This window comes from Pigmentiphaga daeguensis, assembly GCF_039523035.1.
Classification (GTDB): Bacteria; Pseudomonadota; Gammaproteobacteria; order Burkholderiales; family Burkholderiaceae_B; genus Pigmentiphaga; species Pigmentiphaga daeguensis.
In genome coordinates, this window is record NZ_BAAAEN010000022.1 from 33,305 (window position 1) to 59,821 (window position 26,517).

The following is a 26,517-nucleotide window of genomic DNA, read 5'->3' on the forward strand; positions in this document are numbered from 1 at the left end:
CCCATGAACGCTTCCCTGTGGAACACCATGCGGCTGGACGGCCGCACCGCGCTGGTCACGGGCGCCGGCAAGGGCCTGGGCCGGGCCATCGCGATGGGACTGGCGCAGGCCGGCGCCAACGTGGCGCTGCTGGCACGCACGGCACGGGACGTCGAATCGGCCTGCGAGGAAATCCGCGCGACCGGCGCCCGCGCCCTGCCGCTGGCCGCCGACGCGACCGATTCCGCGCAGGTCGACCGCGCCGTCTCGGCCGTGCTCGAGGAATTCGGCACGCTGGACATCCTGGTGCACTCGGCCGGGGGCAGCCAGCGCAAACCCGTGCTGGAACTGGCCGACGATGAATGGAAGCGCCTGATCGGCGCCAACCTGGACTCGACCTTCTATGTCTGCCGCGCGGCGGGACGGGCCATGCACGCGCAAGGCCGCGGCTCCATCATCAACATCGCCTCGGCCGCCGGCCTGCGCGGCCGGCCCAACAACTCCCCCTACAGCGCGGCCAAGGCGGCCATGATCAACTTCTCGCGCGCGCTGGCCATGGAGTGGGCGCCGCAGGGCATCCGCGTCAACACCCTGGCGCCGGGGCGTTTCCTGACGCCACTGACTGAAGGGGAAATGAGCGATCCGGCCAAGCACGCCGCCTTTGTCAGGAACGTGCCGCTGGGCCGGATCGGGCGCCCCGAGGAATTGAAGGAGATCGTGGTCTGGCTGGCCTCCGACGCCTCGGCGTTCGTGACCGGTTCGACCATCGTGATCGATGGGGGGCAGACGCTGCTTTAGGTGGAATCGACGGTCGTGAATGGCAGGGATCAGGTTCTTGAACCGTCCTTGATCGGTGCGGTGGGGCGGCTCGCGTTGGGGCGCAGCGAAGCCGGTCCCGGCACCCCGGACAAGACCGGGTAAAGAACCCAATTCAACCCAACCCCTAGAACCGCACCCCCAGCTTCAGGCTGGCCGTCTGCGCCACCAGATGCTCGCCCGCCTGGATCCCGTACTCCGCCCGCAGCGACCACGCATCGGCCGACATCACCTCGATGCCGGCCGTCGCGCTGCCGAATACCCCCGGCACACGGGTCGACAACGTGAACGCATCCTGCGGCGCCACCGCCAGCCGCACATCGGTCGACACATTGCGCCCCGCCACCAGCCCCACGCCCAGCGCAAGATAGGGACGCGCGACCGCCTTGCCCATACTGACCTTGCCGCCGAACTCGATGCTGGGCGTCAGCACCGCGCTCCACCGGTCGCTGGCGTCGTGCACCAGGTCGAAGAGGCCCGCGCCCGACTCCCTGTATCCCGGCGTGCGATCGTAGATGAGGTCCAGGTCCGCATACGGCTTGGCGTACCAGTCGCCGAACGAGAACTGATAGGCGGCCCGGGCACGCGCCGCCAGCTGGTAGGAATCGGGCTTGCTGGTCGCTCGCGCGGCCATGCCCGGCAGCACGATGCTTCGCGCCTGGTCCGATTCCTCGTAGCCCCCCATCAGCGCGCCGGCGAACTGCCAGGCCCCCATCTGCCGCTTCAGCGTCAGGCCGGCATGGAAGCTGTCGCTGGCGATGCGCACGGTGTTGTCCGCGGAATAGGTATTGGTGCGGCTGTAGCTGGCCGAGGCCCCCAGGAACCAGTCCGGCGCCAGTTGGCGCTGCACGCCGAACTGCACCGTGGTCTGCCGGTTGTCGTAGCCTGCGCCGTCGGCGGACGCCGAACGGTCGAAGCGGCCGCCTATCACACGCGCCCACGCGCATTCGCCCTCGGCCAGCTGGACGCTTCGATCGCTGAAGTGGGGGCAGCTCATCATCCGGTCCAGCGCCGAGTGAAGTTCGTAGGTGCGGTTGCTCGCGCGGCTCAGCGCCGCGTCGGAGGCCACCGCGCCCAGCGCTTTCACATACGCATCCGTACCTTCCAGCCGTGCGAAGGGATCGAACAGCGTCGTCAGGCCGCGATCGCCCCGGTCCCACAGGGTTTGCAGGTAGCCGGCGATGCTGGCCTGGTTGGCGGTCAGGCCCAGGTTCTGCGGACGAAAATTCGCCTGGGGCGTGACCCATAGCTGGCCGTCGCTGGTCAGCGACACGTCGTAGTTCACGACCGGCGATTGCCCCGCAAGGCTGAACGAGCCCGTCGGCGTGGTATTGAATTGGGCGATCAGCATGGGCTGACCGCCGGCCAGGTTGTGCCCCAGCACCAGCAGGCTGCCGCCCAGTTGCGCCGGCCCGCTCACGCCGATCACGTCGGCCAGTCCGCCCGCGCTGAAATCGACGTCGGCCTGGAAGACGCCTCCCGGGCCCTGCGTGAAACCCTGCATGAACGTCGTCTGGTACGAACCACGCTGGTCGACCGGACCTCCCGGGTTGAACACCCCCTGGTTGACCAGGGAGGCGTCCAGCCGCTGGCCGCTGGCCAGCACCGCGCCCGGGTGATTGACGAAAGTACCGCGGGCAGCGTCGCCGCTCGTGACGCTGCCGATGAACAAGCCGTAGTTGTCCACGGCCACCCGGCCGGAGGCATCGATCGCGGTCGCGCCGGCTATCAGGCCCTGGTTGGAGACCGAGGTGGCGTTGTCGGTGACCGTCCGGATCGCCGTGCCACTGGCAACGTCCGCGTACACGGCGGACGATGTGCCCACGCCTATCGTGACGGCACCGCCGCTGTCCTGCGCCGCGCTGCCGGCGCTCACGGCCAGGATGGCCGGCGCGCCGCCGCCCTGCGCGGTGACCAGGGAACCCGTGCCCAGCCCGATGTTGATTGCCCCACCCGCGCTGCCCGTTCCGCCGCCGCTGCTCCGAACCTGGATGCCGGCTTCCGAGAAGACGGCGCCGCCGCCCAGGCTGAGCGCGGCGATGGCGGGCGCGTTCCGGCCCTGCGTGGCGACCATGACGCCCACCTGCACGTCGACCGCGCCGCCATTGCCTGCGCCCCCCGCCACGTCGACGGCCTTGACCAGGGTGTCGTCGTAGCTGACCGAGGACAGGTCCCCGGCCAGGCCTCCGCCGCCACCCACGCTCTGCGCCAGCACGCCGATGGCGCCCGCCCCTTCGGTCAGCACCGAGCCTTCGACGTTCACGTTGACCGCGCCGCCCGCGCCCGAGCCCTGCGACGCGGGCGCGGCCAGCGTTGTCCTGCCCGCGGCCGTCGACAGGCCGGCGATACCGCCCCCGCCGCCCACGCTTTGCGCCAGCACCCCCACGGCGTTCCTGCCCCGCGTGTCGATGGAGCTGTTGACCGCCACGCGCGCATCGACCTGGCCGCCGTCGCCCACCGCGCCGCCCAGCGCCCCCAGCGCGACGCTGGCGGTGGCCTGCGCCTGCCCGCCACTCAACAGGCCCACGTAGCCGCCACCCGCGCCCACGCTTTGCGCCAGCACGCCGAAGGCCAGGTCGCCCGAGGTCTGGACCATCGTATGGGTGATCGTGCTCGCCCCTTCGTCGTATTTGCCGGTGGTCACGGAAACGTGCCCGCCGTCGGTCCGCACGGCTTCCTGGTTCGACGCATCCATGCCCAGCGTCACTTGCGCCGGCGCCAGCATCGGCGCCGCGGTGGCGCTGGTGGCCAGCGTCGCCGCTCCGCCCCCGCCGCCTATGCTCTGGGCCATCACGCCATGGGACAGCGTGCCGGACGTGACGATGTTGCCGCCGGTCGTGGTGACCGTCGCGTCGCCGGCATAGACAGGGGGAATCGAGAACCCGCCCACCACGCTGATCTTCCCGCCCAGCGAAATGACCGGCGCCTGTGCCGCGTGCCCGGCTCCCAGCCCCGCCGCGTCCAGGCCGTCGATGCTGATCGAGGCCAGTCCGCCCCCGCCGCTCACGCTCTGCGCGATCACCGCCGGCGCATCGTCGCCCTGGGTACGGACCTGTCTCGTCGTGACCGAGGCACCGCCACCGCTCATCACCGCCGCCTCCGACATGAAGCCCGGCAGGGTCCGGCTGCCTCCCATCGCGATCGTCAGCGGCGCTTCCGTCTGTCCGGCCGGCGTGGCCAGCCCGCCGGCCCCGACCAGGAAGCTCGACACCTCGGCCTTGCCACCGCCCCCGCCCACGCTTTGCGCCACGATGCCGGGCGCATGGTCGCCCCTCGTCGCCACCACGCTGCCCGCCGCGCTGGCATCGACCGTGGCCAGGCTGCCATTGCCGCCGCCCCCTCCGCCGCCGCCCACGGTCACGTTGATGTTGCGGGTCAGGGACATGCCCTTGGACGCCAGGAGTTCGGCGATCTGGTCGATCTTCTCCAGGATCTCGGCGGCCTGGTCGCCGCCGTGCGCTTTCACCAGTTCGGCCAGGTCCTGTTCCGAGACCGTGCCCACGCCCCCGCCGCCGCCCACGCTTTGCGCCAGGATGGCGGCCGCGGCCTTGCCGGCGGTCGAGACCGTGCCGGTGTTGGCGACCTGCACCGTGCCCCCCTGCCCGCCATCGCCGGCATTCCCGCCCACCGACAGATTGGTGCCTATCGAAGGCGCCAGGGAAACCACGTTGCTGACGCCTTCGTTGGCGGCCTTCAGCAAGGTGTCGATCGCGGACAGCAGGCTGGATGCCCCGGCCGAGCCGATGGCCCCGGACCGCCCGCCGCTGCCGGCGATGCTTTGCGCAATGATGCCCGCCGACGCCAGGCCCTGCGTCGCGATGGCGCCGTCGTTGGCGACGGCGACGTTGCCGCCATTGCCGCCACTCCCGCCGTTGCCGCCGACCCGGGTATCGAGCGCGTAGCTCAGCCCTCCGAACGAGATCGAGCTGGGCGCTTCCTCCAGCCATTCGGAAACCTTGGCCAACGTCTCCAGGAATGCGGTGGGCGACCCGACCACAGGTTCGAACGAACGCTCGGTCTCCTGCTGGACGAGGCCGCCGTTGCCGCCCCCGCCGCCCACGCTCTGCGCCAGCACGGCCACGGCATGGTCGCCGGCGGTGGTGATCGCGCCGCCGCTCTGGTTGTGTACCGAGATCGCCCCGCCGTGCCCCCCGCTGCCGCCCTCGCCCCCGGTCGTGACGCCGTAGCTGATGGTGAAGCTGGACGCGCCTATCGTCGTCGGCCGCAGCGGCGCGGCCGCCACGCCGCCGCTGCCGCCACCGCCGCCGCTGCTTTGCGCGAAGATGCCGTGGCTCTCGTGCCCCGAGGTGGCCACCGAGCCGGCATTGGCGATGTCGACCTCCCCGGCGTTACCCGCCGAGGCGCCGCGACCGCCCACCGTGACCTGGATGCTGGCCGTGCCCGACGGGATGTCCGGCCCCAGTTCCGGCGCGATGGTCGCCTGCACGGACTCGGCGAACGCGCCGTTGCCGCCTCCGCCTCCGACCGACCGGCCGACCACCGCGCTGCTGAGGGCCCCCGAGGTCGTGACCGAGCCGCCCGGACCGAGCCCGATGGCGACGTGCCCGCCCGTCCCGCCCGCGCCGCCGTCTCCGCCGGTGGACAGCGCGACGCCGACCAGCACGCCCACCGAGGCCGCCTTGGCCGATCCGCCGTGCCCGCCGCCCCCGCCTATGCTTTGCAGCATCACGCCGGTGGAGCCCGCGCCCTGCGTGGCGATCCGTCCGGACGAGGTCAGCGACAAGTCGCCGCCATCGCCCGCGACGCCGCCCCGGCCGCCTATCGCCATCGACACGATCAGGCCGGTGCTGTCGGCATCGCCGCCCACGCCGCCGCCACCGCCGGCGCTTTGCATGAGCACCGCGCCGCTCTGGTCGCGCGTGGTGGAAATGCTGCCGGTATTGGTCACGCGGCCGGCGCCGCCATTGCCCCCGCCGCCGCCGTTGCCGCCCACGACGAACCACCCGGCCGCCTCGGCGCCCGCGCCGCCCTCGCCGCCGGACGCCTGGGCGACGATGCCGAAGGATCCCGTGCCCGTGGTCCCGTCATCGTCCTCGGCGCCCGCGCCGGCGATCGCGATCGAACCGCTGTTGGTGATGTCGTAGGCCAGCGCGCCCACGCCGCCGCCGGAACCGCCGCTGCCGCTGTGGCCCGACAGCCCGCCATCGCCGCCCTTGCCGCCGTCGCCGCCCGCGACCCGGACCTGGATGCCGTTGGAATAATCGCCGTAGGTGGCGATCCGGCCCGAATTGGCGATGGTGACGCCGCTGGCCGACCCGCCGTCGCCGCCGTCATGTCCTGACGACCAGGAGCCGGCCCCGCCATCGCCCCCCCTGCCGCCCTGGCTGCTGGCCAGGATGGCGGCGGACGCCGTGCCGTGCGTCGTGATGGCGCCCGCGTTCAAGACGGTGACATGCCCGGCGTTTCCACCGCGATTGGCGCGCACGTCCTGGGCGGGTTCGCCCTCGTCGCTTCCTTCCGCGCCTCCGCCCCGGCCGCCCTGGGTGCGGGCGATCACGCCTGCCGTTCCCGTGCCGTCGGTGGTGATGGAACTGCTGCCGTCGATGCTGACGCTGACATCGCCGGTGTCGCCGCCCTGCCCTGCCGTGCTGTGTCCGCCGCCGACGCCGCCGTGAAAACCGTCCCCGCCCCGGCCCCCGACGGACTGGGCCAGCACGCCGGCGGTCTCCGACTGCCCCGTGCCGCCGGACACGGTCACGGACGTTCCATAGCTCAGGTTCACGCTGGCCGCGCCCGCATTGCCGCCGCGCCCGGAATCGCCGGACGGCAGGATGTCGCGGATCGAGGGTTCCTGGCCCGCGCCGCCCAGGGAATCGACCCATATGCCATAGGTCCCGGCCGTGATGCCGGTGCCCGAGACCACCACGCTCGCGTCGTGGCCGTCTCCGCCCTCGCCGTAGCGCCGCCCCCGCTCTGCATCGCCCACCTGCCTCCGTCGCCGCCATGCGAGGCGGCGCGCAGCCCGGCTCCGCCGCTGCGCAGGGTGCTGTCCAGCAGGTTGTAGCCCAGCGTCGCGCCCTCCCCGCCGTTGCCGCCCCAGTGGTTGTAGTTCGTATCGCCCGGGTCGGTGGAACCCTCGCTGTCGCCGCCATGGCCGCCGCTCACGTCCACGAAGACCGCGGTGCCGGCGCCGACCGAGACGTTCAGCGACGAATCGGACGCGCCGACGAAATCCGCGCCATTGCCGCCGTCCGAGCCGTTGTGGTCATGGCAGCAGGAGCCATCGGCGCCCCGGTAGTCGTGGACGACCTGGGCCTGCACGGTACCGGCCAGCGACGACAGGGCGGCCAGCGTCGCCGCCGCCAGGAGGTCCAGACGGAACGGCCGCCTGCAAGCGCCTTCGTTGCCGGCGGCCGTCGGGGAATGCGGATACGTCGTCATGTGCGTACGGGTCCCATGCGCGAGAACTCGACAAACGAACGCAACCGTGCGTTTGTCGTACGCGAACGATCTTATTTGTCAGGATGCGGGCACCGCAATCCCTGCCGACGAATCGACACTGCCAGCCGACGAATGACATCAGGCCATCAGTCGGCCGTCGTCTCCCCCGGCTTGCCGGCCTGGCCCATCGCGCGGATCGCGTCCTCGACCGTCTCCAGGAAAATGAACTGGAGCTGCTTGCGGGATTCCTCCGGGATGTCGTCGACGTCCTTGCGGTTGCGCGCCGGCAACAGCACGGTCTTGATGCCGGCCCGCAACGCGGCCAGCACCTTTTCCTTGATGCCCCCGACCGGCAGGACCAGTCCGCGCAGGCTGATCTCGCCCGTCATCGCCCGGTCCGAGGGGACCGGCGTATTGGTCATCAGCGACGTCAGCGCGACGAACATCGCCACGCCGGCGCTGGGGCCGTCCTTGGGAATCGCGCCCGCCGGAACATGGACGTGGATGTCGCTGTGCTCGAACAGCGCGGGATCGACGTTCAGGGAGGCCGCACGGCCCTTGAGCAGCGTCAACGCCGCCTGCACGCTCTCGCGCATGACCTCGCCCAGTTGTCCGGTCAGGATCAGCCTGCCGTTGCCCGGCGTGCGGCTGGCCTCGATGAACAGGATGTCGCCGCCGACCGGCGTCCAGGCCAGCCCGGTGGCCACGCCCGCCAGGCCGGTACGCATGGCGATCTCGCTTTCGAAGCGTGGCGCGCCCAGGATCGCATGGACCTCGTCCACGTCGATGCGCACGTGCTGCGCCGTCCCTTCGGCGACGCTCATGGCGGCATGGCGGAAGGTACTGCCGATCTCGCGCTCGAGATTGCGCACGCCGGCTTCGCGGGTATAGCCGTTGATCACCTCGTGGATGGCCGCGTCGGTGATCTCGCACTGCGTGGGCGCGAGGCCATTGGCCTCGAGCTGGCGCGGCACCAGGTAGCGGCGCGCGATCTGGGCCTTCTCTTCCTCGGTGTAGCCCGGCAGCGTGATGACTTCCATGCGGTCGCGCAGCGGCCCGGGAATGCCGTCGAGCACGTTGGCCGTCGCGATGAACAGCACCTTGGAAAGATCGAAGGGCACGCCCAGGTAGTTGTCGCGGAAGGTATCGTGCTGCTCGGGATCGAGCACCTCGAGCAGCGCCGCGGCGGGATCGCCCTGGGCGCTGGCGCCCAGCTTGTCCACCTCGTCCAGCATCATCACGCAGTTGTTCGAACCGGCCTTGTGGATGGCCTGGATCACGTTGCCCGGCAACGCGCCGATGTACGTGCGCCGATGGCCGCGTATCTCGGCCTCGTCGTGCACGCCGCCCAGGCTCAGCCGCACGAACTTGCGTCCCGTGGCCTTGGCGATGCTCTGGCCCAGCGAAGTCTTGCCCACTCCCGGCGGCCCCGCAAAGCACAGCACCGGACTCTTGCCGGTGGGATTGAGCTTGCGCACGGCCAGGTACTCCAGGATGCGGCGCTTGATCTTGTCGAGCCCGTAGTGGTCCTCGTCCAGAATCCGCCGGGCCTCGGCGATGTCGATGCGGTCCTCGGTGGATACCGACCAGGGCAGCTCGATCAGCCAATCCAGGTAGGTGCGGATCATCGAGTACTCGCCCGATGCCTCGGGTATGCCCTCCAGCCGCTTGAGCTCCTTGCGCGCCTGCTTCTCGGCCTCTTCCGGCATGCCGGCCTTGGCGATGCGCTCGCCCAGCTCCGCCAGTTCGGCGCTGTTGCCCTCGGCCTCGCCCAGTTCCTGCTGGATGGTCTTGAGCTGCTCGCGCAGCATGACCTCGCGCTGGCGATCCTCGAAGCGCGCCTTGGTCTGCTGGTCGATGTCGCGGCTGATGCGCAGCACCTCGATCTGGTGCATCATCAGGGCCAGCACCTTGTCGGCCCGGGCAACGACGTCCACCGTCTCGAGCACGTCCTGCTTTTCCTCCGGCCGGATCTCCATCAGCCCGGCGATGAAATCCGTCAGCAGCGGCGCCGAGGTCATGTTCTGGATGGAGCCCGCCAGTTCCGCCGGCGCCTGCGGCAACAGTTGCAGGATGTCCAGCGCGCGCGCCTTGAGCTGGATCAGGCGCGCCTCGATGTCCGAGGTCATGATCTCCGGATCCTCGAAGCGCTGGACCCGCGCCACCATGAACGGATAGCCCTGCAGCAGCTCGATGATGCGGAAACGCTGCACGCCCTGGCAGATGACGTGGTGCGTGCCGTCGGGCGTGGTCACGTAGCGCATGACGTTGGCCACCGTCCCCATGGGATGGAGGTCGCCGTCGCCCAGCTCCTCGGCCTCCGGGTCGCGCTGCAGCACGACTCCCACCTGGCGGCCGGCCCGTGCGGCCTCCTGCGCGCCGCGCACGGTGCTGTCGCGGCCGATGGAAATGGGCGCCACCAATCCCGGGAAAAGCACGAGATTGCGCACCGGGACCAGCGTCAACGCGTCCGACGGCAGCGCGATCGATGGCGCCGGCCCCTGGCCCGCGGGCTGCGCACCCTGCGCCTCCTGCCGTTCCTGCCCCGATTGTTGGTCTCGAAATTCGTTTGCCATGGCTTCTTACCTGTCCCCGGTTCGAGTTGCGGCGGGCCGCCGGTCTATCCCAGCTTGAGCAGGGTCAGCAGGAGGCAGCCGTCCACCATCCTGTGCTCCCGGATTTCGAACGCGCCCGGCGGCAGCGCGATGCGCCGCTCGAAGCGGCCGTAGGGAATTTCTATGCGGCGGATGTGGGCCTCGGCCGGCGCCGGCAAGGGGCGTTCGCCCACCACGGTAAGCGTCGGCCCGTCGATCAGCACCTGGACCTGGTCGGGCGCGACGCCGGGCAGCGCGACCAGCACGGACAACGCCCGGCCGGTCTCGAAGATGTCGATGGGGGGTTCCCAGGTGGGCCCCTGCGGGCCGCCGTGGCCCGGACGGAAGAATTGGCGGTGCAGGTTGTCCGCCTGCTCCAGCAGCCTGACCGCGTCGATCCACATGGCGTTGGACGGTTTGCGATAGATCATGGTCCTTGTCCTTGCTCGGGGCGCCCCGATGGCTCCAAATTAAGGCGGCGCGTGGCATCTGGCAATAGGGGATGGAAAAGCCGCACCCCGCCGCCGGGCCGGAACGCACGCGGGGCGCGGGATCGCGGATTCGTAACAGATGTCGCAGTCAGTGGCCGGGGACGCCCGGCGCCACCTGCCCGCCCCCGCCTATGGCCTTGTAGATCGCGACCAGCCCGATGCGCAGTTGACTGTCGCTCTGCGCCAGGTCGCGCCTGGCTTGCGACAAGGTGCGCCGGGCGTCGAGTTCCGGCAGGAAATCGGTCATCCCGCCGGCGTGGCGGGCCCGGGCCAGTTCGAGAGCGTCGCTGCTGGCGCGCAGCCTGCGGCGCAGCTCGATATTGCGCCGGCGTTCGGCGCCGTACCCGGTCAGGGCATCGTCGATCTCCTGCCACGCCCGCAACACCGTCTGCTGGTAGGACACCGCCGCCTCCTGCTGCGCCAGTTCGCGCAGCGCCACGGTGGAGCGTCGCCGCCCCCGGTCGAACAGCGGCAACGACAGGCTGGGACCGACCGACCAGCGCCGGCTGCCCCATTCGCCGAACCTGCCGTCCTTGAACGACTCGTAGCCGAAACTCGCGCCCAGCACGATGCGCGGATACAGGTCGGCCGTCGCGATGCCGATGTCGGCCGTGGCCGCATGCAGCCGCGCTTCGGCCGCCCGTATGTCGGGCCGGCGCAGCGCGACCTCGGAAGGCAGCCCCAGTGCCAAATCGGGCATGGGGGCGTCCGTGTCCCGGGTTTCCGCCAGCATGTCCCGCAGCGCCCCGGGAGGCTGGCCGGCCAGGAACCCAATGCGGTTGGCCGCCGCGGCCTCCTGCGCGCGCAGCGGCGCCAGCCGGCCGGTCAGGTCGGCCAGCAACGCCTGTTGCCGCGACACGTCCAGCGCATCGATCTGCCCGCCGTCCCGCCGCGCCTGCAAGATGTCCAGGGACTCCCGCGCCGCGGCGATATCCTCCTGCAACCATTGCAATTGCGCCTGGATGCCGCGCAGTTCGAAATAGTCGCGCGCGATCTCGCTGGCCACCGACAGCCGCGCCTGCGCCAGCGCCGCCGCCGATGCGTCCACGTCGGCATCGGCCGCCTCGATCGAACGTGCGACCCGGCCCCACAAGTCGATTTCCCAGGACATGTCGAAGCCCGCCTGGTACAGCGTGAACGGGTCGCTCAGCACCGAGACGAGCTGCTCGCGGTTGTCGGGCGCGATCGCGTCCAGCAGGCGGGTGCCGGCGCCGTACTCGCTCTGGCGCTGGCGCGACACGCCCGCCGACAAGCCCACGTCCGGCCCGCGCTGCGCGGCCACGGTCTGCCGCATGAGCCGGCTTTGCGCGAAACGCAGCGCCGCGGTCCGCAGGTCCGGGCTCGCCTCGCGTGCCTGCGCCAGCAGCGCGTCCAGCCTCGCATCCTGGAAGGTTTCCCACCAGCGCTCCGATGGCGCCGCCGTGGAGACGGGATCGCGCAAGGCCTCGGGAGCGCCGCGCCAGCTGTTCCAGTCCGCGGGCTGCGCGGGGGCGGGCGCCGTGAAGTCCGGCCCCACGGCCGCGCAACCGCCCAGGCACGACACGAGCAAGGTCGCCTGCAGGAAAAAACGGGTCCCGGGCCGGCGGATCGGATCGCATGCCATGCTTGGCCTCCAGTCAAACCAGACGATGGCGGAACAGCCACGCCGCCAGCGGCAATGTGAGCGCGCCCAGGACGAACATGGGCACGAGGTTGCGCCACAGCGACGGCAGGCCCGCGCCCTCCAGGTACACGCGCTGCACGAGGTCGATGGCGAAGCGCAGCGGATTCGCCAGGGTAGCGACCTGCAGGGGATCGGGCATGTTGCGCACCGGCGTGGCCAGTCCCGACAACAGCATCAGCGGCATGATCAGCACGAAGGTGTAGAGCATGGCCTGCTGCATGTTGACCGAGACGGCCGAGATGGACAGCCCGATTCCCACGCAGGCCACGGTGAAGATCGCCAGTCCCGCGTAAAGCGTCGCCAGCGACCCGGCCATGGGAATGCGGAACCAGAACAGCGCGACGCAAAGAATGATGGACGATTGCACGAGGCCGATCAGCACCGGCGGAACGGCCTTCCCGAGCATGATCTCCATGGGCGTATAGGGCGTCACGAGCAACTGGTCGAACGTGCCCTGTTCGCGCTCGCGCGCGACCGAGAGCGCGGTCAGCATCAGGGTCTGCATCATGCTGAGCGCGGCGATCAGGGCCGGCATGATGTTCCAGCGCGTCTCGAGGTTGGGGTTGTACCAGACGCGCGGCACGGCGGTGACCGGCATCCCACCGCCGCGCAGTTCGGCGTTGTAGGCCGCCACGATCTCGGCGACGTGGGTCGATGCCTGGCCGGCGGTGGTCGAGTTGCGGCCATCCAGGATGACCTGCAAGGGGGCCTCCTGCCCCTGGGCCAGCCGGGCCTCGAAGTCCGGCCCGAATTGCAGGACCAGCAGGGCGTCGCCGGCATCCACCACGCGCGCGATGTCGCGGGGCGCGGTCAGCGTGGCGACGCGATGGAAGACCCCGGTGCCGTCCAGGCGTGCCAGCAGCCGGGCCGACGCCGCGCCCTGGCTCTGGTCCAGCACGGCGTATGGCACGTTGGTCAGGTTGTAGGTCGCGGCATAGCCGAACACGACGCTCTGGAGCAAGGCGGGAACGACCAGGATCGCCCGGTTGGCGGGATCCTTCAGGATGGCCAGCAGTTCCTTGCGGCACAGCTGGGCCAGGCGTCGCCAGAAGTCGATGAAGGCATCCATGCGTCAGTCCAGCCTCTTGCGCGTGACCAGGCGCGCCACGCCCAGCAGCACGACGGCGTAAGCCGCCAGGATGGCGCAGTTCCTGGCCACCAGCGGCCAGTTGTTCCCGGCCAGGAACAGCGACTTGATCAACTCCATGAAATAGGTGGCGGGCAGGATCTGCCCGATCACCCGTATGGCCGTCGGCACGTTGCGCAGGTCGAACATGAATCCGGACAGCATCAGGGCCGGCAGGAAGCTGGCGATCAGGGCCACCTGGCTGGCCAGGAACTGGTTGCGGGTCACCGACGAGATCACCAGGCCTATGCCCAGCGCGACCAGCAGATACAACATGGCGCTGAACAGCAGGACCGGCAGCGATCCGTACATGGGCACGTGGAACAGGAAGGCCGCGGCGGCCAGGCACAGCGCCAGCCCGATCATTCCCACGCAGAAATAGGGAATGATCTTGGCCAGCAGCACTTCCACCGGCCGCACCGGCGTGACGAACAGCGACTCCAGCGTACCCCGTTCCCACTCGCGCGCCATGACGAGCGCCGTCAGGAAGGCCCCCACCAGCGTCATGATCAGCACGATCAGCCCGGGCACGAGGTACCACGTGCTGTCGTTGGCGGCGTTGAACCACATGCGGTCGACCACCTGGACCCGGCCCGCGCCCGGCCCCGCAGCCTCGCCGCGGTCGGCCCGCTTCTGGCTCCACGAGGCCAGCGCGCCGGCGACGTAGCCGCGTATCATGGTCGCGCGGCTGGCGTCCGCGCCTTGCAGCAGGACCTGCACCTGCGCGTCGCCGGCGGCCAGCCGCCGCGAGAAATCCGCCGGCACCAGCACGGCGGCATCCACCTCCCGCGCGCGCATCAGCGCGTAGGCCTCGTGCGCCGAGCCCACCACGCGGGGCGCCAGGTAGCCCGGCGTGGACAGCCCGGCCACCACGTCGCGCGCGACCGGCGAGGCATCGTCCAGCACCACCGCCACGGGCGCGTTCCGGACATCCAGCGACAATCCATAGCCGAAGATCAGGATCAGGACGATGGGCAGCGCGATGCCCATCATCAGGTTGGCGCGATCACGCAGCAACTGCCGCACTTCCTTGCGCGTCAGCGAGACCAGGCGCCGCCAGAAGCCGCCGGACCGGGATTCGCTCATGCCGTGGCCTCCGCGGTCTCCTGCCTGCGGCCACGCTCGACGATGCCGATGAATGCCTCTTCCATGTTCATGCGATGCGCGGCCGTCTCGCCCGCCTGTTTGCGCACCTGCTGCGGCGTGCCCAGCGCCAGCAGCCGCCCGGCATCCTGAATGACGATGCGATCGCAGTACTCGGCCTCTTCCATGAAATGCGTGGTCACCAAGATGGTGGTGCCGTCGGCGGCCAGCGTCGTGATCCGGCGCCAGAACTCGCGCCGCGCCAGCGCGTCGGCGCCGCTGGTGGGCTCGTCCAGGAACAGGATGTCGGGCTCGTGCAGCAGGCCGACCGCCATCGCCAGCCGTTGCTTGTAGCCGCCCGGCAGGCGTCCGCTGGCCGCTCGTGCCTGGGTTTCGAGCCCGAACTGCGCCAGCACCGCCGCGATGCGCGCGCGCAGGCGCTCGCCATGCAGGCCGTAGGCGCTGCCGAAGAACGTCAGGTTTTCCATCACGCTCAGGTTGCCGTACAGCGCGAACCGCTGCGACACGTAGCCGACGCGGCGCCGGGCCCGCGCCGGCGCCGTACGCAGGTCCACGCCCGCCACGCGCAGGAAACCGCTGCTGGCGGGCAGCAGTCCGCACAGCATGCGGAAGGTCGTCGTCTTGCCCGCGCCATTGGGGCCGAGCAGGCCGAATATCTCGCCCTTGTTCACCGTGAAGCTGGTGCGGTCCACGGCGACGAAATCGCCGAACTTGCGCACCAGGTCGCGGACCTCGATGATGGCTTCGCCGCTGGCGGCCGTCGCGCTCGGCACGGGCAACGGCGCTGCCTCGGCTTCCGGCCGGCGTTCTCGAAGCAGCACCATGAAGCCGTCTTCCAACCTGGCCGCGACCGGCCGCCAGGCCAGGGAGCGTCCTGGCTCTTGCGCGGGTTCGCCCCGCGCCGCCGGGCGACGGATCACGCGCACCTCTCCCCCCTCTGGCACGGCATCGATGACGCGGGCCGTGTCGTCCAGCAGGCGCGCCTGCAGCAGCCGGGCCGGCTCGCCCGGCGGCGGCGCCGCCACGAAGCACAGCCCGCGCGCGGGCCGGCGGATATCCTCGGGCCCACCCTGCGCCAGCAGCCTGCCTTCATGCAGCACGAACACGCGGGCGCAGCGCTCGGCCTCGTCCAGATAGGTGGTGCTGACGATCACGGACAGGCGCTCGTCGTCGACCAGTTGCCGGACGATCTCCCAAAGCTCCCGGCGCGACAGGGGATCCACGCCCACCGTGGGCTCGTCCAGCAGCAGCAGTTCCGGCGACCGGACCAGCGTGCAGGCCAGCCCCAGCTTCTGCTTCATGCCGCCGGACAACTTGCCCGCCGGGCGGGCGGTGAACCGGCCGAGATCGGTCATCTCCAGCAGGCGCGCATAGCGCTCGCCCCGCCGTTGCCGGGGCACGCCATGCAGGTCCGCGTACAGGTCCAGGTTCTCCTGCACGCTCAGGTCCTCGTACAGGCCGAAGCGCTGCGGCATGTAGCTGATGCGGTTCTGCACGGCCTGGGGATCCGCGGCGACGTCGATGTCCAGCACCCGCAGTTGTCCCTCGGCCTTCATCAGCCCCGCGACCAGGCGCAGCAAGGTCGTCTTGCCCGCCCCGTCCGGCCCGACCAGCGCGGTCAGCGCGCCCGCGGGCGCGTCCAGCGAGATGCCGTCCAGCGCCACGACCTCGCTTCCCCCGCGCGCGGCCGGAAAACGCTTGCGCACGCCGCGCGCCACGACGACGGCGGCCTCGCTCATCTGGCCGGTGCTCCGTCGTCCCGCCGGTCCGGCGCGATGCGCACGGTGGCCGGCATGCCCAGCCGCAGCCGGTCCTGCGGGTCGTCCACGAGCACACGCATCTCGTAGACCAGGCTGGTCCGCAACTCCTCGGTCTGCACGTTCCTGGGCGTGAATTCGGCCACCGACGAGATGTAGCCGATACGTCCGGCGATGGGCCGGTCGGGCTGGCTGTCGGTGAATACCTCGGCCGCCATGCCCGGCCTGACGCGTCCCAGTTGCGGCTCCGACACATAGACACGCACCCACTTGGGATCGGCGATCGCCAACGTATAGGCGGGACGCTGGGGCGAGGCCATGTCGCCGGGTTCCAGCAGCCGGGCGCGCACGACGGCGTCGGCCGGCGCCTTCAGTTCGGTCTGCTCCAGGCGGTAGGCGACCAGCGCCAGCTCGGCCCGCGACACCTCCAGTTGCGCCTCGGCCTGCGCGATGTCTTCCCTGCGCGGTCCGACACGCGCAAGTTGCAGTCCCTTGCTGCGGCTGTCCCATTGTGCGCGCGCCACCCGCAGGCGCGATTCGGCATTGTCCAGGTCCTGCTGGCTGACCCCGCGTCCGCCGGTGTTCGCGGCGATGCCCCGGAGGCGCGCGAGCTGCTGCTGCGCCAGTTCGACCTCGGCCTGGGCCGACGCCACCTGTGCCTGCGCCTGCGCCACTTCCTCGGGCCGGGTGCCGTTGCGCAGCCGCAGCAGCGCCTGCTCCTGCACCGCGATACGCGCGCGGGCCTGGACCTCCTGCAAACGCAGCGAACGGTCATCCAGCACCGCCAGGACGTCGCCGGCCTTGACGCGGTCGCCTTCCTCGACCCGCATCCGGACCACCCTGTCGCTGCCGTCGAACGCCAGCGTCACCTGCCGGATATCGACGTTGCCGTATAGCGTCAAGCCATCCTGTGCGGGCGCCGGGCGCAAGACATACCACGCAGCCCCCGCCAGCACCGCCGCCACCAGCACGCCCCCTGCCAGCACCTTCTTCATCGCCGCCGCCCTTGGAAACCGTCGGTCGGCAAATTATATAACTCAAATTTCAATTTGATGTATGATTTTTACATGCCCACTCCCGCGTCCCCGGCGCCTTCCCGCATGGCCGTCACGTCCCGACCGTCGATCCCCGCCCGCTCTCCACGCATGGACGGCGAAGCCACCCGCGCCCGCATCCTGGAGACCGCCGGGCAACTGTTCGCCGAGCGGGGCTACGCGGACACCACCAGCAAAGCCATCTGCGAGCGGGCACAATGCAACATGGCCGCGGTCAACTACCACTTCGGCAGCCGCGACGGTCTCTACCTGGCTTTATTGAAGGAAGTCCACAAGCATCTGATCAGCCTGGACTACCTGACGCGCCTGGCGCACAGCGCCCAGCCCCCGCGGCGCAAGCTCGAGGAATTCCTGGACGGACTGACGGCCAGCCTGCTCAATGCCGACAGCTGGCACATCCGCCTGTGGGCACGCGAGGTGCTGGCGCCCTCGCCCCACCTGGACGGCATCATCGAGGCCGAGGCCCTGCCGAAGTTCGGGCTCATCAGCGCCATCATCGGCGAGATCACCGGCATCCCCGCCGGGGACCCGGCGCTGACCCGGTGCGTGCTGAGCGTCATGGCGCCCTGCATGGTGCTGCTGATCGTCCACCGCGACATGAACAGCCCCATCCAGGCACTGTTCCAGCAGCCGGCGGCGGACCTGGCCGCGCACCTGAAGACCTATGCGTTCGCGGGACTGGATGCCATCGTCGCCACCCGCCCCCCGCGCCGGTCCGCGCGCAAGCCGCGCTGACGCCTACTCCGCCTGCAGGCCGTGGCGCGCGACCACGTCCTTCCAGCGGGCGAATTCCTTGCGGTTCAGTTCCGCGAATTCCTCGGGCGAAGTCAATACGACGTCATAGCCCTTCTCGAGCAGGTCCTTGCGCATCTGCGGCGCCCCCATGATCGCGCCGATCTCGTCGTGCAGGCGCTGGACGATGGCCTTGGGCGTGCCGGCCGGCGCGTACATGCCCACCCAGATCGACAGGTCGTAGTCGGGATATCCCGACTCGGCCACCGTGGGCAGATCGGGCACCAGTTGCGAACGCAGCCTGCCGGTCTGGGCCATGGGCTTGAGCTTGCCCGAGGCCACGTTCGCGCGCGAGGCCTCGACCGTGCTGATCAGCATGGTCGAGCTGTTCTGCATGACGTCCATGGCCGCCACGCCCATGCCATTGGCCGGGATGTGGCGCATCTTCGTTCCCAACATGTCCTGCAGCACCAGGGAATACAGATGGGTGGTCGAGCCCGGGCCCGGCGAACTGTAGCTGACCTCGTCGCCCATTTTCTTCAAATAGGCGACGAATTCCGGAAAGGTCTTGGCCGGCACGGACGGGTGCGTCAGGATCAGCATCTGGCCCGAGGCGATCTGCCCGATGGGCGCGAAATCCTTGACCGGATCGTAGGGCGTCTTGCGCGAAGCCGGGGTGATGACATGCGTGTTCAGGGACATCATCAACGTGTAGCCGTCGGGCGCGGCCTTGGCCACGTAGGCGGTGCCGATGGCGGCCGCCGCGCCGGGCTTGTTCTCGACCACGACGCTCTGGCCCAGCCGCGCCGCCAGCTTCTCGGACAGCAGGCGGGACAGCGTGTCGGCGCTCGTGCCCGGCGTATAGGGCACGACGATCCGGATGAGCCGGGAGGGGTAACCCCCCTCCGACTTGCCCGCCGCCTGCCCGTGGGCCGCCGCGGTGCCCAGCACCAACGTCAAGGCGAGCGCGAGCCGCGATGGGAAAAGGACGCCTTTCATGCTTTTGTCTCCTGACGATGTTCTGGGTCGCCCGCCGCGGCCGGTTCATGCCGGCTCATGGCTCCTGCACTCACTCTAACACACATACAGTATGTTTTTATAAACAGTTAGGGTTTTCTAGGAACCCCGCCTTGTCTCCAAGATGTTCATGCGTCACGCCGCGCCCGCGGTTGCGATGCACGGCGCCGTCCCCATATAGTCAGGCATGACCATCGCCCGCCACCCCGTCGACGCTTTGCACGGCTTCCATCCGGCCGTGGCCGCCTGGTTCCGCCAGGCGTTCGGCTCGGCGACGGAAGCCCAGCGCCGCGCCTGGCCGCATATCCGCGCCGGCCGTTCGACGCTCGTGGCCGCCCCCACCGGTTCCGGCAAGACGCTGACCGCCTTCCTGGCCGCCATCGACGAGCTGGTGCGAATGGGCGTGGACGCCGGCGGCGCGCTGCCGGACGCCACCATGGTCGTGTACGTCTCGCCGCTGAAGGCGCTGTCGAACGATATCCGCGTCAACCTGCAGGCGCCGCTCGAAGGCATCGCCGCGGAACTCGACCGCATGGGCCTGCCCGACCCGGGCATCCGTACCGCCGTGCGCACTGGCGACACCGAGGCGCAGGCCAGGCAGGCGATGCGCAAGCGGCCGCCGCACATCCTGGTGACGACGCCCGAATCGCTGTATGTGCTGCTGGGTTCGGACGGCGGGCGCCGCATGCTCGCCGACGTGCGCACCGTGATCGTGGACGAAATCCACGCCATGGCGGGCAACAAACGGGGCAGCCACCTGGCCCTCACGCTGGAACGGCTTGACGCCCTGTGCGGCAGGCGTCCCGTCCGCATCGGGCTCTCGGCCACGCAGAAGCCACTGTCGGCCGTGGCACGCTTCCTGGCCGGGCCGGCCCACGCGGACGACTGCGCGATCGTCGACGTCGAACACGTGCGGCGCCGCGACCTGGACCTGGAGCTGCCGCCCGTCCCCCTGGAGGCCGTCATGGCCACCGATGTCTGGGACCGCGTGTACGACCGCATGGCCGAACTGGTGGGGCAGCACCGCACCACGCTGGTCTTCGTCAACACCCGCCGCATGGCAGAACGCGCTGCCCGCCACCTGGCCGACCGCCTGGGCGAGGAAGCGGTGGCCGCCCACCACGGCAGCCTGGCCAAGGAACACCGGCTCGACGCCGAACAACGGCTCAAGCGCGGCGAACTGCGCGTGCTGGTCGCCACCGCCTCGCTGGAACTGGGCATAGACATCGGCGACGTCGACCTGGTCTGCCAGGTCGGCTCGCCGCGCACGATATCCGCCTTCCTGCAACGGGTGGGCCGCTCGGGCCACCACGTGGGCGGCATCCCCAAGGGACGCCTGTTCCCGACCTCGCGCGACGAGTTGATCGAATGCGCTGCGCTGCTCGACTGTGTGCGGCGCGACGAGCTGGATGCGCTGCACGTGCCCATCGCGCCGCTGGACGTGCTGGCCCAGCAACTGGTGGCCGAGGTCGCCTGCCAGGAATGGAGCGAGGAAGCCCTGTACGCGCTGGTGCGGCGCGCGGCGCCCTATGCGGACCTGGAGCGGCCGGCGTACGACGCGGTGCTGCGCATGCTGGCCGAGGGCTACACCGGCCGCCAGGGCGTGCGCGCGGCCTACATCCACCGCGACGTGGTGGCGGGCGCGCTGCGCGGGCGGCGCGGCAGCAAGCTCACGGCGGTCACCTCGGGCGGTACCATCCCCGACAACGCCGACTACACCGTGCTGCTGGAACCGCAAGGGCTGATGGTCGGCACGGTCAACGAGGACTTCGCGGTCGAAAGCCTGGCCGGCGACGTCTTCCAGTTGGGCAACACGTCCTATCGCATCCTGCGCGTGGAAGCCGGCCGCGTCCGCGTGGAGGACGCGCACGGCGCCGCGCCCAGCATCCCGTTCTGGCTAGGCGAGGCGCCCGGCCGCAGCGACGAACTGTCGGCCGGCGTCTCGCGCCTGCGCGCCAGGATCGAAAGCCTGCTGGCGCGCTCCGGCGACACCTCGCCCGACGTCGAGGGCGCCATCCAGGCGCTGATGGACGAGATCGGCTTGAACACCTCGGCAGCGCGCCAGATCGTCGAGTACCTGGCGCGCGCGAAAGCGGCGCTGGGCCGGCTGCCCACCCATGACACGCTGGTCATGGAACGTTTCTTCGACGAGTCGGGCGGCATGCAGCTGGTGGTGCACTCCCCCTTCGGCAGCCGGCTCAACCGCGCCTGGGGCCTGGCCCTGCGCAAGCGCTTCTGCCGCAGCTTCAACTTCGAGTTGCAGGCCGCGGCCACCGAGGACGCCATCGTGCTGTCGCTGTCCACCAGTCACAGCTTCCCGCTGGACGAAGTCTGGCGCTACCTGCGCTCGAACACCGCCGAGCACCTGCTGGTGCAGGCCTTGCTGGACGCACCGCTGTTCAACGTGCGCTGGCGCTGGAACGCCACCACCGCGCTGGCGCTGCCGCGCTACGTGGGCGGCCGCAAGGTCGCGCCGCAGTTGCAGCGCATGAAAAGCGACGACCTGCTGGCCGCGGTTTTCCCCGACCAGGCGGCCTGCCTCGAGAACGTGGTCGGGGAACGCGAGATCCCCGACCACCCGCTGGTCGCGCAGACCATCGGCGACTGCCTGCACGAGGCGATGGACGCCGACGGCTGGCTCGCGCTGCTGCGCCGGATCGAGCGGGGCAACGTCGAGCTGGTGGCGCGCGACCTGCCCACTCCGTCGCCGCTGGCCATGGAGATACTCAGCGCGCGCCCCTACGCTTTCCTGGACGACGCGCCACTGGAGGAACGCCGCACCCAGGCCGTGATGGCTCGCCGCTGGACCGATCCGGAATCGGCGGACGACCTGGGCGCCCTGGACGCCGGCGCCATCGAAGCAGTGGCCGCCGAAGCCTGGCCGCAGGTGCGCGGCACCGATGAAATGCAGGAGGCACTGGCAAGCCTGGCCTGCGTGACCGAGGCCGAGGCAGCGGCCAACGACGGCTGGCAGGACTGGCTGGGCACGCTGGCGGACGAAGGCCGGGCAACACGGCTGTGCCTGGGACCCGACGCCGCCCTGTGGGTACCGGTCGAGCGCCTGGCCTGCGTGCGCGCCGTTTACCCCGGCGCTCGCGCCCAGCCCGAGGTCGCCCTGCCCGCCGGATGCGACGAGCCGTGGGAAGCCGATGCCGCCCTGGTGGAGGTCGTGCGCGCGCGGCTGACCGGATTCGGGCCGCTCGGCCTGCCGCGCATCGCCGCCGACCTCCGGCTACCCGAGACCGTCGTCGCCGCGGCACTCGCCCGGCTCGAAGCCGAGGGCTACGTCATGCGCGGCCGCTTCCACCCTCAGGCACGGCAGGAAGAATGGTGCGAACGGCACCTGCTGGCCCGTATCCACCGCTACACCATCAAGCGCCTGCGCCGCGAGATCGAGCCGGTCGAACGGCAGGACTTCATGCGCTTCCTGCTGGCGTGGCAGCACGTCGCGCCGGACGCCCGCCTGCATGGCCCCGGCTCCCTGCCGCAGGTCATCGACCAGTTGGAAGGCTACGAAGCCGCTGCCGGAGCCTGGGAATCGGACATCCTGCCGGCGCGGCTCGACGCCTACTCGCCCGGCTGGCTGGACGGGTTGAGCCAGGCCGGCAAAGTGGTCTGGATGCGCCTGGCGAGCCAGGGCAAGTCCACGGCCGGACCGGTGCGCGCCACGCCCATGGTGCTGCTGCCCCGGCGCCACCTTGGCCCCTGGCAGGCGCTCGTGCCGCTGGACCAGCAGGCCGAATTGTCGGCACGCGCGCAGCGGGTGCGCGAGGCACTGGCCAGCCACGGCGCGATGTTCTTCGACGAACTGCTGGGCGACACCCGCCTGCTGCCCAATGAACTGGAAACGGCGCTGGGCGAACTGGTCGCGGCGGGCGCCGCGAACGCCGACAGCTACGCCGGCCTGCGCGCGCTGCTCGTCCCCGCGTCCCAGCGCACCGCCCACCAGCGTCGGCGTTCGCGCCACGGCACGGCCCCGAACCAGATGGACCAGGCCGGCCGCTGGGCGCTGCTGCGCCGGCCCGCCGCCACCGACCCCGCGCCCCCCGGCAAACGTACGCGTACGGATCCGCAGGTCCTGGAACACATCGCCCAGGTCCTCCTGCGCCGCTACGGCGTCGTCTTCTGGCGCCTGCTGGAACGCGAGGCCCGCTGGCTGCCGCCGTGGCGCGAGCTGCTGCCCGTGCTCCACCGCCTGGAGGCCCGCGGCGACGTGCGGGGCGGCCGCTTCGTGGCCGGCCTGGCGGGCGAACAATTCGCGCTGCCCGAGGCCATCCCGCTGCTGCGCGGCATCCGGCGCCGCGAGCCCGGCGGCGAACTGGCCTGCGTCTGCGCCGCCGATCCGCTGAACCTGGCGGGCGTGCTGCTGCCCGGGGAAAAGATACCCGCGCTGGCCGGCAACCGCGTACTGTATCGCGACGGACTGCCCGTGGCCGCCGCCGTCGCGGGCGACATCCGCTATCTGGTCGAGGCCGCGCCCGACGAGCGCGAGCGGCTGCGCGCGGCGCTGGTGGCGCGACGCTGAAGTCCCCCCGGCGGCCCCTCCCGGCCGCGCAAACCCGAAAAGCAGAAATGCGGAAAACAGCGGGTATCGCGCAAGTGCAAGCGGCTACAATTGCGCGTTGCGTAGGCGGCCCACGGGCCGTCCGGATTCTCCCCCATCGATGGCCCCGCGGCCCCGGCCGACGCCATCCTTCGCCACACAGGAATTGCGCAGCATGATCATCGATTGCCACGGTCACTACACGACCTCGCCTGCCGCCCACAATCAATGGCGCGACCAGCAGAAGGCCAACTTCAAGGCCGGCGGCGACATCGACCCGGCCTATCCCGATATCTCCGACGACGAGATCCGCGAGACCATCGAGAAGAACCAGCTGCGCCTCCTGCGCGAGCGCGGCGCCGACATGACCATCTTCTCGCCCCGTGCCTCCGCCATGGAGCCCCACGTCGGCAACGAGAACGTCAGCCAGGTCTGGGCCCGCCGCTCGAACGACCTGATCAAGCGCGTCGTCGACCTGTACCCCGAGACCTTCATCGGCGTCTGCCAACTGCCGCAATCGCCCGGCGTCTCCATCGCCAGCTCCATCGCCGAGCTCGAGCGTTGCGTCACCGAACTGGGCTTCGTCGGCTGCAACCTCAACCCCGACCCGTCGGGCGGCAGCTTCAGCGCCCCGCCGCTGACCGACCGCTCGTGGTATCCGTTCTTCGAGAAAATGGTCGAGCTGGACGTGCCGGCCATGATCCACGTCTCGGGTTCCTGCAACTGCGCGATGCACGCCACCGGCGCCTACTACCTGGCCGCCGACACCATCGCCTTCATGCAGTTCATCGAAGGCGACCTGTTCCGCGACTTCCCGACGCTGCGCTTCATCATTCCCCATGGCGGCGGCGCCGTGCCCTACCACTGGGGCCGCTACCGCGGGCTGGCCGACATGCTCAAGCGCCCGCCGCTGGCCGAGCACGTGATGAAGAACGTCTACTTCGACACCTGCGTCTACCACCAGCCCGGCATCGACCTGCTGTTCGAGGTCATCGACGTCGACAACATCCTGTTCGGTTCGGAAATGGTGGGCGCGGTGCGCGGCATCGACCCCCAGACCGGGCACTATTTCGATGACACCAAGCGCTACATCGACGCACTGGACATCCCGGCCGAAGACAAGCGCAAGGTGTTCGAATTGAACGCGCGCCGGGTCTATCCGCGCCTGGACGCGCAACTGAAGGCACGGGGACTGTAAACCGCGGTTTCCCCCTTGCCTGACGGGGCCTGCCGGCGTCATCGACGCGCCGGCAGGCCCCGTGTGCATTCCGGCCTCCAAAGGCCTCCACCGATACTTGTCAGGTATCGGTGGAGAAAACCCGCCATCTTTTCCCCATCGCTCCCCCGCTTTACGCTTGCATCGGGCACAAGGGCGTGCTCATTCTTCCCGCGCGCCCCCATAACAGAGACAGGAATCCCCGATGCGCTACGTCCGCTTCCTCCACGACGGCACCCCCTACCTCGGCACCCGCGAGGGCAACAAGATCCGGATCCTGGGCGAGGAATCGATCGAATCCTTGCTAGCCGCCGGCATCGACCTCGAAACCTACGCCGGCACCCGCGGCGGCGGCAAGCTGGTGGACGAGGCCGACGTCGCCTACCTGCCCGTCGTCGAGCATCCGGCCAAGATCTTCTGCATCGGCCTGAACTACGCCGACCACACCAAGGAAAGCAAGTACGAGCAGCCCGCCTATCCCACCATCTTCCCGCGCTACGACACCAGCCTGGTCGGCCACGGCCAGCCCATCGTCCGGCCTCGTGTGTCCGACTCCCTGGATTTCGAGGGCGAACTGGCGGTGGTGCTCAAGCGCGGCGGCCGGCACATCCGCAAGGAAGACGCACTCGACTGCGTCGCCGGCTATGCCTTGTTCAACGACGGCTCGGTGCGCGAATACCAGTTCCTGTCCCCGCAATGGACGGTGGGCAAGAACTTCGACGCCACCGGCGCCTTCGGCCCGGAACTGGTCACCGCCAGCGAAGTCCCCCCCGCGGCGCGCGGCCTGCGCCTGGAAACCCGCCTGAACGGCGAAGTGGTCCAGTCGGCCAGCACCGACGACATGATCTTCGACATCCCCACGCTGATCAGCGTCATCAGCGAAGCGATCACGCTCGAACCCAGCGACGTCATCGTCACCGGCACGCCCGCCGGCATCGGCTGGGCTCGCACGCCCAAGTTGCTGATGCGCGCCGGCGATGTCTGCGAGATATCGGTGACCGGCTTCGCCACCCTGCGCAACCCGATCGCCGACGAAACCTGAACGTCCGGCCACGACCGCACGACGGAGGAGACTCATGACCACACAGACCCAGCATGGCGCGAGCGACCGGCAAGCCGCGGTGCACTCCATCGACCACTACGCGTTGATGGTTCCGGACCTGCCCCTCGCCCGCCATTTCCACGAGGCCTTCGGCCTCACGGTCGAGGACGAGGGCCATGGCCTGGCGCTGCGGGCGCGGGACGGACACGTCTCGGCCCGCCTCCACGCGGGCCCGCGCAAGGCGCTGGCCTACCTCAGCTTCAATTGCTATGCCGGCGACCTGGCGGCCATCCGCGCCCAGCTGGAGCAGGCCGGCGTCGCAACGGCCGCCGGCGTGCCGCACGCCACCGCCGAGGGCATCTGGTTCCACGACGCGGACGGCAACCTGATCCAGGTCAAGGCCGGCCCCAAGATCACCCCGGACGCCAAGAGCCCGCTCGACGACATCCACGTGCAGGCCGACGCGCGCGGCGCCCGCTTCCGCAGCCAGGTCGCCCAGGTCCGCCCGCGCCGCCTGTCTCACGTGCTGCTGTTCACGCCCGACGTCTCGCGCGCACTGGCTTTCTATGAAAAGACGCTGGGCCTGAGGCTGTCCGACCGGTCCGGCGACGGCATCGCCTTCACCCACGCCCCGCATGGCTGCGACCATCACCTGGTTGCCTTCGCCCGCAGTTCGGCACGCGGCTGGCATCACTCGGCCTGGGACGTGGCCAGCATCGACCAGGTCGGCCAGGGAGCGGCGCAGATGGCCGCAGCGGGCTACACGCGCGGATGGGGAACGGGCCGGCACGTGCTGGGATCGAACTTCTTCCACTACGTGCGCGACCCGTGGGGTTCGTACTGCGAATACTCGGCCGACATCGATTACATCTCGGCCGAGCACGGGTGGCCCTCGGGAGATTTCCCGCCCGAGGACAGCCTGTATCAGTGGGGGCCGGACGTGCCGCCGGACTTCATTCACAACACCGAGGCCTGATCGA

Annotated in this window: 15 protein-coding genes; 6 read left to right on the forward strand and 9 right to left on the reverse strand. The window is 70.2% G+C overall.

Going from position 1 to position 26,517, the window contains the following annotated elements; translation table 11 throughout:
* The first annotated feature begins 3 nt into the window (after positions 1 to 3).
* Positions 4 to 777: an SDR family NAD(P)-dependent oxidoreductase gene (locus ABD104_RS22820; RefSeq protein ID WP_087839877.1), complete on the forward strand. Its 774-nt coding sequence runs from the start codon at positions 4 to 6 to the stop codon at positions 775 to 777.
* 145 nt (positions 778 to 922) lie between these two features.
* Here the strand turns inward: ABD104_RS22820 and ABD104_RS22825 are convergent, their stop codons facing one another.
* From ABD104_RS22825 to ABD104_RS22860, 8 genes are all read right to left on the reverse strand, one after another.
* Positions 923 to 6,742: an autotransporter outer membrane beta-barrel domain-containing protein gene (locus tag ABD104_RS22825; protein WP_343928262.1), complete on the reverse strand. Its 5,820-nt coding sequence runs from the start codon at positions 6,740 to 6,742 to the stop codon at positions 923 to 925.
* Between the two features lie 601 nt (positions 6,743 to 7,343).
* The gene (gene lon / locus ABD104_RS22830) at positions 7,344 to 9,773 is read right to left on the reverse strand and encodes an endopeptidase La (protein WP_343928263.1); all 2,430 of its coding nucleotides are present in this window, start codon (positions 9,771 to 9,773) and stop codon (positions 7,344 to 7,346) included.
* A 44-nt stretch (positions 9,774 to 9,817) separates the two neighbouring features.
* On the reverse strand, positions 9,818 to 10,222 hold the full coding sequence (locus tag ABD104_RS22835) for an Hsp20/alpha crystallin family protein (RefSeq protein ID WP_087839880.1): 405 nt from the start codon (positions 10,220 to 10,222) through the stop codon (positions 9,818 to 9,820).
* 148 nt (positions 10,223 to 10,370) lie between these two features.
* On the reverse strand, positions 10,371 to 11,885 hold the full coding sequence (locus ABD104_RS22840) for an efflux transporter outer membrane subunit (RefSeq protein ID WP_343928264.1): 1,515 nt from the start codon (positions 11,883 to 11,885) through the stop codon (positions 10,371 to 10,373).
* A gap of 13 nt (positions 11,886 to 11,898) precedes the next feature.
* The gene (locus ABD104_RS22845; protein ID WP_343928265.1) at positions 11,899 to 13,014 is read right to left on the reverse strand and encodes an ABC transporter permease; all 1,116 of its coding nucleotides are present in this window, start codon (positions 13,012 to 13,014) and stop codon (positions 11,899 to 11,901) included.
* A 3-nt stretch (positions 13,015 to 13,017) separates the two neighbouring features.
* Positions 13,018 to 14,157, reverse strand: a complete 1,140-nt coding sequence (locus tag ABD104_RS22850; RefSeq protein WP_087839883.1) for an ABC transporter permease — start codon at positions 14,155 to 14,157, stop codon at positions 13,018 to 13,020.
* Positions 14,154 to 15,914: an ATP-binding cassette domain-containing protein gene (locus ABD104_RS22855; RefSeq protein WP_343928266.1), complete on the reverse strand. Its 1,761-nt coding sequence runs from the start codon at positions 15,912 to 15,914 to the stop codon at positions 14,154 to 14,156. The genes ABD104_RS22850 and ABD104_RS22855 overlap by 4 nt, the downstream gene beginning before the upstream one ends.
* Positions 15,911 to 16,927: an HlyD family secretion protein gene (locus ABD104_RS22860; RefSeq protein ID WP_087839885.1), complete on the reverse strand. Its 1,017-nt coding sequence runs from the start codon at positions 16,925 to 16,927 to the stop codon at positions 15,911 to 15,913. The genes ABD104_RS22855 and ABD104_RS22860 overlap by 4 nt, the downstream gene beginning before the upstream one ends.
* A 72-nt stretch (positions 16,928 to 16,999) precedes the next feature.
* Here ABD104_RS22860 and ABD104_RS22865 point away from each other — a divergent pair, with 72 nt between their 5' ends.
* Positions 17,000 to 17,722, forward strand: coding sequence for a TetR/AcrR family transcriptional regulator (locus ABD104_RS22865; RefSeq protein ID WP_243724414.1), 723 nt, complete (start codon positions 17,000 to 17,002; stop codon positions 17,720 to 17,722).
* 3 nt (positions 17,723 to 17,725) lie between these two features.
* On the opposite strand, the gene ABD104_RS22870 is transcribed toward ABD104_RS22865, so the two are convergent.
* On the reverse strand, positions 17,726 to 18,718 hold the full coding sequence (locus ABD104_RS22870; protein WP_087839886.1) for a tripartite tricarboxylate transporter substrate binding protein: 993 nt from the start codon (positions 18,716 to 18,718) through the stop codon (positions 17,726 to 17,728).
* A gap of 205 nt (positions 18,719 to 18,923) precedes the next feature.
* On the opposite strand from ABD104_RS22870, the gene ABD104_RS22875 reads away from it, so the two are divergent.
* From ABD104_RS22875 to ABD104_RS22890, 4 genes are all read left to right on the forward strand, one after another.
* Positions 18,924 to 23,261 (forward strand): DEAD/DEAH box helicase, encoded by a 4,338-nt coding sequence (locus ABD104_RS22875; protein ID WP_343928267.1) that lies wholly within the window; start codon positions 18,924 to 18,926, stop codon positions 23,259 to 23,261.
* 193 nt (positions 23,262 to 23,454) lie between these two features.
* On the forward strand, positions 23,455 to 24,477 hold the full coding sequence (locus ABD104_RS22880) for an amidohydrolase family protein (protein WP_087839888.1): 1,023 nt from the start codon (positions 23,455 to 23,457) through the stop codon (positions 24,475 to 24,477).
* Between the two features lie 223 nt (positions 24,478 to 24,700).
* Complete coding sequence (locus tag ABD104_RS22885) at positions 24,701 to 25,537, forward strand: fumarylacetoacetate hydrolase family protein (protein ID WP_343928268.1); 837 nt, start codon at positions 24,701 to 24,703, stop codon at positions 25,535 to 25,537.
* A gap of 34 nt (positions 25,538 to 25,571) precedes the next feature.
* Positions 25,572 to 26,513, forward strand: a complete 942-nt coding sequence (locus ABD104_RS22890) for a VOC family protein (protein WP_343928269.1) — start codon at positions 25,572 to 25,574, stop codon at positions 26,511 to 26,513.
* The last annotated feature ends 4 nt before the right edge of the window (positions 26,514 to 26,517 follow it).